Genomic DNA, 11,289 nt, shown 5'->3' with positions numbered 1-11,289 from the left:
GTTGCCGCTGTTCGTCGTGGCCATGGTCAGGCTCCTCGGGTCCGTCGGTCGATGTCGCCGATGATCGTGTCCAGGTCGCCGTCGAGCGTGGCCCGCATCTGCTCGGGCGGCACGATGACCGAGAACGCGTCGACCACCGCCTCCCGCCCGGCGGCCACCGCCGGGCCCACCGCCGGCTCCTCTGCCGGACCCACCACCGGACCCACCACGGGCCCCGAGGCCCGCCCGGCAGCCGCCACCGGCCCCGGCACCGGTCCGGAGGGCCGCCGCGCCGAACCCGGCAGCGGGGAGACCGGGGTCATCGGCGGCCGGGCCGCCAGCCGGGCCGAGCGACGTGCCGTCGACGAGGTCCGACGCCGCGAGGAGCGCAGGCAGGGCATCACGCCCATCCCGCAGCTGCCCGACGAGGGTCGCCGGGGGTCCCGGGTCCTGGTGGCCGCGCTGGTGTCGCTCGTCGTCGTCGCCCTGGTCCTGCTCGGCACCTGGGCCTTCCAGCGGCCCGGCGCCGCGGAGTCCGCCGCCGGCACGCCCGCACCCACCCCGAGCAGCGCCCCGGTGACCAGCCCCTCCGCCGGGGCGACCACGGCCGCACCCACCACGGCCACACCCCCCGTCCCGGCCGGGCCGGTCTACGCACCGGTCACCGTCCTCAACGCCACCGACGTCAACGGTCTGGCCGGCGCCATCGGCTCCGTGCTGACCGCCGGCGGCTGGGACGTCCGGGGCGAGGCCGCCTACCCGGACCAGGACATCGCCGTCACCACGGTCTTCTACACCGCCGGCGACGCCACCCAGCAGGCCGCGGCGGCCACGCTGCAGGAGCAGTTCCCCGACGTCGTCGGCGGTCCCTCCGAGCGGTTCTTCGAGGTCGCCGGTGAGCCCGACCCCGGCATCGTCGTCGTCGCCACCGGCAGCTGGCAGCCCTGACCGGGCAGCGGCAGGTCACCGGGAGGTCACAGCCGGAACACCGGCCCGTCGTCGTCCGTTCTGCCCACGTGCGTCCCCCCGCCGGGCTCGTGCACCACCGCCCGCGCCCCCGCGCACGCCGTGGTGCCGCAGCCCTCGCCACCGCCCTGACCGCCGCCCTCCTGCTCGCCGTCCCCGTCGTGGGCGCCCCCACCGCCCGGGCGCAGGCCGCCGAGGACGTCACCACCGAGGACGCCACGGTCCCCTCGGGCAGCGGGGCCGATGCCGTCGAGCTGGACACCACCACCTACGTCCCGGCGTCGGCCACCAGCGCCGACCCCGCACCGGCCGTCGTCCTGGCGCACGGGTTCGGCGGGAGCAAGCAGTCGGTGGCCGGCGACGCCCGCGACCTGGCCGGGCGCGGCTACGTGGTGCTCACCTACTCCGCGCGGGGCTTCGGCGACAGCACCGGCCAGATCGGCCTGGACGACCCCCGCTACGAGGTCGCCGACCTGTCCACCCTGCTGGACGTGCTCGCCGCGCGCGGTGACGTGCAGCTGGACGCGCCCGGCGACCCCCGGGTCGGTGTGGCCGGGGCCAGCTACGGCGGCGCGCTGGCCCTGCTGGGTGCGGCCTACGACCCCCGGGTCGATGCCATCGCCCCGCAGATCACCTGGAACTCGCTGACCACCGCCCTGTTCCCCTCGCAGGCCGGTCCGGTCGAGGACGCCACCCCCGCCGCCACGCCCGACACCGGCGACAGCGGGGTGTTCAAGCGGCTGTGGTCGGGGCTGTTCTTCGGCGCGGGCTCGGTGCCCACCGGGGACGGGCTGCTGGCCTCGCTGACCGGTGGTGGCGCCCCGGCCGGCGACGGGCTGCCGCAGATCGACCCCGGTTCGCTGGACTCCACCGCCGTCGAGCAGGCGCTCACCTGCGGCCGGTTCCGCGCCGACGTGTGCGCCGCCTACCAGCAGGCGGCGAGCACCGGGACGTTGACGCCGGACATCGCCGCGGTCCTCGACCGCTCCTCGCCGGCCGGCGTGCTCGACCGGATCACCGCCCCCACCCTGCTGGTGCAGGGCACCCAGGACTCCCTCTTCGGCCTCGGCCAGGCCGACGCCAACGCCCGCGGCATCGCCGCGAACGGCACCCCGGTGAAGGTCGTCTGGTACGACGGCGGGCACGACGCCAGCGCCTCCGAGCGGGACACCGAGGACCTGCGCGGGCTGGTCGCCAGCTGGTTCGACTTCCACCTCCGGGGCCAGGGTGCCGACCCCGGCACCGGGTTCACCTTCCCGGTGCCCACCGGCGTCGGCGCCGCCGTCGGCAGCGTGCAGGGCGGGAACCAGAGCGAGACCGCGACCGACTACCCCGGGCTGACCGGCGACGCCGTGCAGCGCACCGACGTCCCGCTGTCGGGCACCACGTTCCCCGTGGTCACCCCGCCCGGGGGCAACCCCGCGGCGATCACGACCGTCCCCGGGCTGGGCGCGGTGACCGCCGCCCTCGGCGGGACCACGGTGGAGATCCCCGGCCAGTTCGCCGTCTTCGGGTCCCAGCCGCTGGACTCCGCCGTCGACGTCGTCGGTGCCTCGACGGTGACCCTCACGGTGTCCTCGCCGACCGGGACGGCGACGCTGTTCGCCAAGCTGTACGACGTCTCGCCCGACGGCGCCCGGACCCTGCCCTCCGGCCTGGTCGCGCCGCTGTCGTTGACCGGGCTGTCCACCGACCCGACCGCGCCCACCGAGGTCGAGGTCACCCTGCCGGGGATCGTGCACCGGTTCGAGGCCGGCCACACGATGCAGGTGCTGGTGTCCTCCACCGACCAGGCCTACGCCGCCCCGGCCGAGGCCGGGGTCTACGCGGTCGGCCTCGCCGACGGCGCCGCGCTGTCGGCGCCCTCGGTGAGCGGCACGGTGCAGGGGAAGTCCGGCGCGACCCGCTGGTGGGTGCTGCTGGCCGTGCTGGCCGCCCTCGGCGTGGCCGGTGTCGTCGGCGCCAAGCTCTGGGGTGCCCGCCGGCGGCGGCAGCTGTCGCAGGTCGAGCCGGACGGCGAGGACGTGCCGCTGCGGTTCAGCGGCGTCACCAAGAGCTACAAGGACGGGTTCACCGCCGTCCGGGACCTGTCCTTCGAGGTGCGGCGCGGGCAGGTGCTGGGTCTGCTGGGCCCCAACGGCGCCGGCAAGACGACGTCGCTGCGGATGCTGATGGGGCTGATCCTGCCGACCGAGGGCACCATCTCGGTCTTCGGCCACCCGGCCACCCCCGGTGCGCCGGTGCTGTCGCGGCTGGGCTCCTTCGTCGAGGGCACCGGCCTGCAGCCGCACCTGTCGGGCCGGGACAACCTCGAGCTGTACTGGGCCGCCACCGGCCGGCCGCTCGCCGACGCCCACCTGGAGGAGGCGGTCGCGATCGCCGGGCTGGGGAAGGCGCTGGACAAGCGGGTGCGGTCCTACTCGCAGGGCATGCGGCAGCGGGTGGCCATCGCCCAGGCGATGCTCGGGCTGCCCGACCTGCTGGTGCTCGACGAGCCGACCAACGGGCTGGACCCGCCGCAGATCCACGCCATGCGTCAGGTGCTGCAGGACTACGCGGCCACCGGCCGCACGGTCATCGTCTCCAGCCACCTGCTGGCCGAGATCGAGCAGACCTGCTCGCACGTGGTCGTGATGGCCAAGGGCCAGAAGGTCGCCGAGGGCACCGTGGAGGAGATCATCGGCACCGGGGGAGCGGTGCTGCTGGTCGTGCAGGGCGACCCGGCCCGCGCCGAGCAGGTGCTCACCGGTCTGGGTGCCTCCGTCGAGCGCTCCGACGAGGGGCTGGTCGTGGAGCTCGGCGACCTGACCCGGGCGCAGGCGGTGTCCGCGCTGGTGGAGGCCGGCGTGGGCGTCGACCAGGTCACCCCGCGTCGTCGCCTGGAGGACGCGTTCCTGTCGCTGGTGGGGGAGTCATGAGCACCGTGCAGAGCACCGGCGCCGTCGCCGGCTACCGGCCCGAGCGCACGCTGCGGCTGTCGGTGGAGCTGCGCCGGCAGTTCAAGCGGCGGCGCACCATCGGCGTGTTCGCGCTCATGGTGGCGCTGCCGCTGGTCCTCATCGCCGCGCTGCAGCTGGGGGCCTCGGACGACGCGCAGGCCAACAACCGGCTCAACCTCGTCGACGTGGCCACGGCGTCGGGGCTGAACTTCACCCTGTTCGTGCTGTTCGCGACGACGTCGTTCTTCCTGGTCGTGGTCTACGCGCTGTTCTTCGGCGACACCGTCGCCAGCGAGGCGCAGTGGGGGTCGTTGCGCTACGCGCTGGCCACCCCGGTGCCCCGGATGCGCCTGCTGCGGCAGAAGTGGGCCGCGGCGCTGGTGCTCAGCGTCTCCGCACTGCTCACCGTGACCGTGGTCGCCCTGGTCGCCGGCGGGATCGCGTTCGGGTTCGCCGACATCACCACACCGATCGGCATCAGCATCGACCAGGGCAGCGGTCTGCTGCGGCTGGCCGGGATGGTCGGCTACCTCGCCGTCCACCTGCTGGTCGTGGGCACCCTGGCGTTCTGGCTGTCCACGGTCACCGACGCGCCGCTGGCCGCGGTCGGCGGCGCGGTGTTCACCATGTTCGTCTTCGCCATCCTCGACCAGGTCGAGCAGCTGGGCAGCATCCGCGACTACTTCCCCACCGCGGAGGAGTTCGCCTGGACCGACCTGCTGCAGACCCCGGTCGACAGCGGCGACCTCTACCGCGGGGTCATCCAGTCCCTGGTCTACGCGGTGGTGTTCACGGCGCTCGCGTTCCGGCACTTCGCGCGCCGCGACGTCACCTCCTAGAGGGAGGCCCGCACCGCCTCGGCCCAGCCCAGGCCCATCGCCCCGGCGGTGGCGGTCACGGCGGGCAGCGCGGCCATCGCCTCGGCCATCCCCGGGACGGCGGCGCCGTTGGCCGTGACGAACAGCCGACCGACGGCGGGGGCCATCTCCAGGTCGCTGACCGAGTCGCCCACGGCGACCGCGTCGGCGGGGTCGATGCCCCGGCGGGCCAGGTCCCAGGTGATGGCCAGGCCCTTGCCGATGCCGCGCGGCATGAGGTGGTAGACGTGCGGGTCGCCCTCGACGGCGAGGGTGACCCGCGGCGTGCGCGGCACCCGGCCGTTGTCCTTGAGCGTCAGCCAGCCCCAGCCGCGGTCGGCCAGCCAGGCGTCGACCTCGGCGGTGTCCACCCGCCCGCGCAGCATCGCGTCGCCGGTGTGCGTGGCCGACCAGGGCGCGTGCCACTCGAGCCGGCCGGGCCAGGCGGCGGCCAGCGCGTCGACGACGCCGAGCTCGGCCATCACCTCCACCGGGGCGCGGCCGGCGAACTCCGCGGGCAGCTCGCCGGTCAGCAGGTGGGTCTCCCGGCCGCCCGCCCAGCTGACCGTCGACCCGAGCTCGCCGATCCAGCCGTCGGCGGCGAACACGCGGCCGGCCTCCTGCAGCTGCGCGTGCGTGCGGCCGGACACCAGGACCAGCGGGACGCCGGCCCGGTGCAGCTCGAGCAGGGCGGCGGCGGGCTCGGCGGTCACCTCCCCGTCGGCGGTGTGCACGAACGACCCGCGCGGGCCGACCATCGTGCCGTCGAGGTCGGTGTAGACGATCGAGGCGGGCACGCACCCATCCTGCAGTAGTCTCGGCGCGTTCCACTCATCCAGAGGGGCAGAGGGACACGGCCCGACGAAGCCCCGGCAACCACTGCGCGAGCAGCAGGTGCCCCATCCGTCCTGCGCGGTCGACGACCCGTCGCAGGGAAGATGAGGAGGTAGTCGTCGCATGACCCTGACCGCACCCGCCCCCACGGCGATCCCGGCCAACCCCGCCCGCGGCCTGGTGTGCCGCAACTGCGGCGCCACCTTCGGCCTGATCGCCGAGCACGCCTGCGCCGAGTGCTTCGGACCGCTGGAGGTCGACTACGACCCCGAGCTGATGCGCTCGGTCACCCGGGAGCAGATCGAGGCCGGTCCGCACAACATCTGGCGGTACGCCCCGCTGCTGCCCACCGGCCAGGACCCCGCGCAGCGGGTGAGCCTGGACCCGGGCATGACCCCGCTGGTGCGCGCCCAGCGGCTGGGCGACGAGCTGGGCTTCACCGCGCCGCTGTGGGTCAAGGACGACTCGGCCAACCCCACGCACTCCTTCAAGGACCGGGTGGTCAGCCTGGCGGCCACCGCGGCCAAGGGCTTCGGCTACACCACGATCGCCTGCGCCTCGACCGGCAACCTGGCCAACTCCGTCGCCGCCCACGCCGCGCGCAACGGCCTGCCCTCCTTCGTGTTCGTGCCCAGCGACCTGGAGCCGGGCAAGATCGTGCAGTCGGCGGTCTACGGGCAGGCGCTCGTCGCCGTCGACGGCTCCTACGACGAGGTCAACCGGCTGACCAGCGAGCTGGCCGAGACCGACGAGTTCGCCGACGCCGCCTTCGTGAACCAGAACGTGCGGCCCTACTACGCCGAGGGGTCCAAGACCGTCGGCTACGAGATCGCCGAGCAGCTCGGGTGGCGCATCCCGGCCCAGGTGGTCATCCCGATGGCGTCGGGCTCGCTGCTGACGAAGGTCGACAAGGCCTGGAAGGAGCTCGTCGCCGCCGGCATCGTGGCCGACACCCCGTGGAAGGTCTTCGGCGCGCAGTCGGCCGGCTGCGACCCGATCGCCACCGCGTTCGACAACGGCTGGGACGTCGTCAAGCCGGTCAAGCCCACCGGCATCGCCAAGTCGCTCAACATCGGCAACCCCGCCGACGGCCCCTACGCCCTGGACGCCGTCCGCCGCACCGGCGGGTCGGTGGGGCGGGTGGGCGACGAGGAGATCGTGGCCGGCATCCGCGACCTGGCCCGGACCACGGGGATCTTCGCCGAGACCGCCGGCGGGGTCACCACCGCCGTGCTGCGCCAGCTCGTGGCGAAGGGGTTGCTGGACCCGGCGGCCGAGACCGTCGTCCTCAACACCGGCGAGGGCCTGAAGACCCTGGACCCGCTGGCCCCCGTCGTCGGCCCGACCCACCGGGTCGAGCCGTCGCTGCGCTCGGTGCGGCAGGCCGGCCTCATCGCCTGACCCGGCGACCGGACCCACCCGGACGGGTGGGTCCGGTCAATCCTCGGTCCCCTCCCGCCGATAGGGGAACTCGTCCGTACGGAACAAGTCCGTCCGGAAGAGACGGGAGGTGGGCCGTGTTCGCCAGGTCCGAACGAGCGCTCCCGGACCCGCCCGGCCCCGCTGCGGTCCGGGGGCACCTGGCGTCGGTGTTCGCCGCGTCCGCCTCCTCGGCGGTGGACGCCTTCGCGGCCACCGAGGGCCTGGACGGCTTCGCGGTGTCGCGGATGACCGACCGGTGGTGGACCGGGGTGGCTGCCGACGCGACCAGCCGGCCGGACGTGCTGGACCGTCCGCTGCCGGTCACCCAGACCGTCTGCCACCACCTGCTCGTCGGCGGGAGCGCCGCCCACGTGCCCGACCTGCGGCTGCACGGGCTGCCCGCCCTGCGGGCCCTGGGCCGCCGCCACGGGCTGGGCGAGTACGTGACCGCCCCGCTCCGGCGACCGGACGGCGAGCTGCTGGGCAGCCTCTGCGGCTGGTCGGCCCGGCCCGGGGTCGCCGCCGACCCGGCCGGGGTGCTGCGCCGGCTGGAGGCCGCCGCCGAGCACCTGGGGGCGCGGTTCACCGCCGCCCTCGACGCGGTGGCCGAGGACCGGCGGGCCGACCACGAGCGGGCCCTGCGCGCCGCCGACCCGGTGACCGGGCTGGCCGACCGGCGCGGCTGGGGGCAACTGCTGCAGGACGAGGAGGACCGGGCGCTGCAGCTCGCCGGTCCGGTGTCGGTCGTGCTGGTCGACGTCGGCACGGTGCGCACCGCCCGCGGCCTGCGCCGCGCGGCCGAGGTGCTGGCCGAGGCGACCGGCCACCGGCCGTCGGCCCGGGTCTCCGGGCGGCGCTTCGGCGTGCTGGCCGGCGGCCTGGACGCCCCGGCCGATCTCGCGCTGACCGTCCGGACGGCGCTGACCGCCGCCGGCTTCGCCGCCACCGCCGGCTCGGCGGTGCGCGAGCCGCAGGAGGGTCTGGCGCGCACCTGGTGGCGGGCCGAGGACGCCCTGGTGCGGTTCCGGGCCGCGCTGCCCGGTTGAGCACGACAGGTCCCGGTCCGGCTGGGTCCTGCCGATAACGGACGTGCAGATCCGGAACGTCATCTGATCACTGAGTGAGGAGCCCACCGTGGCGAGGCAGGTGCAGTCGCTCTCCCCGGCGTCGGGAACCTGGGACGACGAGCTGACCCCGCCCCCGACCGTGCAGGTGCTGGACACCCGGACGGCGGCCCCCGCCGCCCCGGCGCCGGCGTCCGTGTGGTCGCGGGGCACCCTCCCGGGGGCGCAGGCCGCGCTCTCCCTGCTCGGCAGCCTGGGTGGTGTCGACGCCTGGGCGGTCACCCGGATCACCGAGGACACCTGGACCGGGCTGGCCGTGCAGACCACCGCCCGCACCCAGGAGCCCGACGCCGCGTGGTCCCGCAGCCGCGCGGCGCGGTACGAGGCCGGCACCCCCGTCTCCCGGGACCGGTCCCTGTGCCACCACCTGCTCACCGGTCCGCAGCCGGCCGTGGTGACCGACCTGAGCCGCAGCGCGGCCCCCGACCTGCGCCGCATCTCGGAGGGCTGGGGCCTGCACGGCTACCTGGGCATCGCCCTGATGGGCCGCGACGGGCGCCAGCTCGGGTCCCTGGCCGGCCTGAGCGCCACCCCGCTGCGCGCCGACGAGCGCAACTGGACCGAGCTGCTCGCGGTCCAGGCCGGGGCGCTGCAGGCCTCGCTGTCCGCCGACATCGCCGCGCTGCACGACCAGCGGCAGGACGCCTTCGAGCGCAGCCTGGAGAGCCACGACGACGTCACCCGGCTGCCCAACCGCCGCGGCTGGGCGTCGTTGCTGGCCACCGAGGAGCGGCTGGCCACCCCGGTCGGCGACCCGGTGGGCATGGTGCTGGTCGACCTGGGCGTCATCCGCACCGTCCGCTCGCTGCGCCGCGCGGTGTCGGTGGTCCGCGAGGCCGCCGGCGAGGTGCAGCTGGCCCGGGTCGGACCCCGCCAGCTCGGGCTGCTCGGCGGCGGGCTGCAGACCTCGCAGACCTCCCGGGTGGCCAACCTGGTCCAGGCCCGTCTCGAGGGCGCGGGCTACCGCACCGCCACCGCGCACACCATGCGCGCCGGGGTCGAGCCGTTGGCCACCACCTGGGCCCGGGCGGAGAACGCGCTGGTGCAGGCCCGCCGCGAGCAGGCGCTGGACCGGCGCCGGTGACCGTCGGGGCGGTCGAGCCCTGGGCGATGCGGGGCGACACCGACCGCACGGCCGACGTCGGCCTGGTGCGTCCCGGCATGGTGGCCGGCGGCGTCGTCACCGTCGTGCTGATGCTCTGGCACGCCCCCTTCCTGCAGGCGCTGGAGGCCGCCGTCACCGCGTGGTGCGCCCGCCTGATCGGGGTGAGCGACGCCTACCAGATCGGCCGGTCGGTGCTGTTCACCGTCGACGGCCAGGCCACCGGCATCGACATCACCGTCGGCTGCACCGCAGCCTTCCTGCTGCTGCCCTTCGTGGCTGCCACCACGGTGCTGCTGGCCGTCCGCCGGATCCCCGCGGTGCGCGCCTTCGCCTCGCTGATCACCGCGGTCGTGCTGATCCTCGCGGTGAACCAGGCCCGGATGCTGGCGATCACGGCCGGCATGGCGCACTGGGGCCCGGAGGTCGGCTACGCCCGCACCCACGTGCTGGTGGGCACGGCGGTCAGCACCGTGGGTCTCGTGCTGGCCGGCACCTGCTACCTGCTGGTGCTGCTGCGCGGCACCTACCAGAGCCCGGCCCTGGACCCGTGGGACGTCGAGGAGGCGCACCGGTGAACGCCGACAACCTGGCCCTGGCCACGCTGAACACCACGGCCTTCATGCTCTGCGTCGGCTTCCTGCTCTACGTCGTGTTCATAATGCGACCGTTCCTGCGCCGCACCGACGGGGTGCCGGGCAGCCGCGAGGGCCACGCCTTCCACTTCGTCGTGCCCTGCCTGGACGAGGAGCTCGTGGTCGGCGGCACGGTGCGCCACCTGCTGGGCACCTTCCCCGAGGCCACCGTCTGGGTCGTCGACGACGGCTCCACCGACCTCACCCCGGACATCCTGGCCGACCTGCAGCAGCAGTTCCCCCAGCTGCAGGTGCTCACCCGGCACATGCCCGACGCGCGCCGGGGCAAGGGTGCCGCGCTCAACCACGCCTGGCGCGCCATCTCGGCGTCCCTGCCCGAGGACGCCGACCGGCACCGCGTCGTCGTCGGCGTCCTGGACGCCGACGCCCGGCTGGAGCGGCTGGCCCCCGACGTCATCTGCGGCTACCTGGTGGATCCGCGCGTGGCCGCGGTGCAGGTCCAGGTGCGCGTCACCGACGACATCGACGGCCTGGCCGCCGCCGACCTGGACTCCCTGGTCGACCCCGACGACCGGCTGCCCGCCCGGAAGGACTCGCTGCTGGTCCAGCTGCAGGACATGGAGTTCACCGGTCCGATCGCGGCCATGCAGAGCCTGCGCCGCCGCACCGGCAGCGTGGGCATGGGCGGGAACGGCCAGTTCACCCGGATGGCCGCCCTCGACCGGATCGCCGACGAGTTCGGCACGCCGTGGCACGGCGCCCTGCTGGAGGACTTCGAGCTCGGGCTGCACGTGCTGCTCACCGGCGGCCGCACCGAGTACTGCGACGAGACGTTCGTGGCCCAGACCGGTCTGCCGCGGATCAAGCCGCTGCTGCGCCAGCGCAGCCGGTGGGCGCAGGGCGGCATGCAGTGCATGCGCTACCTCTGGTCGATCATCTGCTCCCCGCAGGTCAGCCTGCCCGGGGCCCTGGAGATCGCCTACTACCTGTGGGTGCCGTGGTCCCAGCTGCTGGGCTCGGTGGTCTTCCCGGCCGCCGTCGCCGTGCAGGTCTGGTTCATGACGCACACCGGCGACGGCGTCACCGACTGGTGGACCCAGGGCGCCTGGGGCCTGGTCCCGCTGGCCGCGCTGTTCGGGGTCCTGCCGCACGTGGTGTGGGGGCCGGTGTACCGCTCGCGCAGCGGGGGAGCGGTCACCCGGCGCCGCGCGTTCGTGCTCGGCCTGGTCAACGTGCTCTACGCCTACCTGCTGCAGGCGGCGGTGTGGTGGGCCTTCCTCCGCCTGCTGCGCGGCCGCCGCGACTGGAAGAAGACCGCCCACCACGGCCCCGGCCACCGCGGCGCCGGCCGGGTGGTCGAGCCGGTCGAGCCGGCCCGCTTCGCCGCGCTGCCCGCCGACCCGGACTGGCTCAGCGACGAGTCGCTGGCCGAGGCGCTGGCGGCCGAGGTCCGCGCCGCCGCACCCCGCG

Annotated in this window: 9 protein-coding genes and 1 riboswitch; of the genes, 8 read left to right on the top strand and 1 reads right to left on the bottom strand. The window is 75.1% G+C overall.

All coding sequences use genetic code 11. The features are described from left to right. Nucleotides 1-114 precede the first annotated feature (114 nt). From NH342_RS19140 to NH342_RS19130, 3 genes are all read left to right on the top strand, one after another. A complete protein-coding gene (locus NH342_RS19140) occupies nucleotides 115-927 on the top strand; it encodes a LytR C-terminal domain-containing protein (protein ID WP_253017290.1) in 813 nt (270 codons plus the stop codon). Nucleotides 928-995: 68 nt separating this feature from the next. After that, the gene (locus tag NH342_RS19135; RefSeq protein WP_253017288.1) at nucleotides 996-3,863 is read left to right on the top strand and encodes an alpha/beta fold hydrolase; all 2,868 of its coding nucleotides are present in this window, start codon (nucleotides 996-998) and stop codon (nucleotides 3,861-3,863) included. Beyond that, nucleotides 3,860-4,723 carry an ABC transporter permease gene (locus tag NH342_RS19130; protein ID WP_253017287.1) on the top strand — a complete coding sequence of 288 codons (864 nt, stop codon included), beginning with the start codon at nucleotides 3,860-3,862 and terminating at the stop codon, nucleotides 4,721-4,723. The genes NH342_RS19135 and NH342_RS19130 overlap by 4 nt, the downstream gene beginning before the upstream one ends. Here NH342_RS19130 and NH342_RS19125 read toward each other — a convergent pair. Further along, nucleotides 4,720-5,538, bottom strand: coding sequence for an HAD family hydrolase (locus tag NH342_RS19125; RefSeq protein ID WP_253017286.1), 819 nt, complete (start codon nucleotides 5,536-5,538; stop codon nucleotides 4,720-4,722). The genes NH342_RS19130 and NH342_RS19125 overlap by 4 nt on opposite strands. A 31-nt stretch (nucleotides 5,539-5,569) precedes the next feature. After that, a riboswitch (SAM riboswitch) is annotated at nucleotides 5,570-5,686 on the top strand. A gap of 12 nt (nucleotides 5,687-5,698) precedes the next feature. On the opposite strand from NH342_RS19125, the gene thrC reads away from it, so the two are divergent. The 5 genes from thrC to NH342_RS19100 all read left to right on the top strand — a co-directional run. Further along, the gene (gene thrC / locus NH342_RS19120) at nucleotides 5,699-6,976 is read left to right on the top strand and encodes a threonine synthase (RefSeq protein ID WP_253017285.1); all 1,278 of its coding nucleotides are present in this window, start codon (nucleotides 5,699-5,701) and stop codon (nucleotides 6,974-6,976) included. 116 nt (nucleotides 6,977-7,092) lie between these two features. Further along, nucleotides 7,093-8,043 (top strand): hypothetical protein, encoded by a 951-nt coding sequence (locus tag NH342_RS19115; RefSeq protein ID WP_253017284.1) that lies wholly within the window; start codon nucleotides 7,093-7,095, stop codon nucleotides 8,041-8,043. A gap of 88 nt (nucleotides 8,044-8,131) precedes the next feature. After that, nucleotides 8,132-9,205: a GGDEF domain-containing protein gene (locus NH342_RS19110; protein ID WP_253017283.1), complete on the top strand. Its 1,074-nt coding sequence runs from the start codon at nucleotides 8,132-8,134 to the stop codon at nucleotides 9,203-9,205. Continuing rightward, on the top strand, nucleotides 9,202-9,801 hold the full coding sequence (locus NH342_RS19105; protein ID WP_253017282.1) for an archaeosortase/exosortase family protein: 600 nt from the start codon (nucleotides 9,202-9,204) through the stop codon (nucleotides 9,799-9,801). The genes NH342_RS19110 and NH342_RS19105 overlap by 4 nt, the downstream gene beginning before the upstream one ends. After that, a partial coding sequence (locus tag NH342_RS19100) for a glycosyltransferase family 2 protein (protein ID WP_253017280.1) occupies nucleotides 9,798-11,289 on the top strand: 1,492 nt, incomplete at its 3' end. The genes NH342_RS19105 and NH342_RS19100, both read left to right, overlap by 4 nt.

The sequence above is a fragment of the Klenkia sp. PcliD-1-E genome, from assembly GCF_024124375.1.
Taxonomy (GTDB): domain Bacteria; phylum Actinomycetota; class Actinomycetes; order Mycobacteriales; family Geodermatophilaceae; genus Klenkia.
Note: the sequence above shows the minus strand (reverse complement) of the source record. Positions and strands in the feature narration are given on the sequence as shown.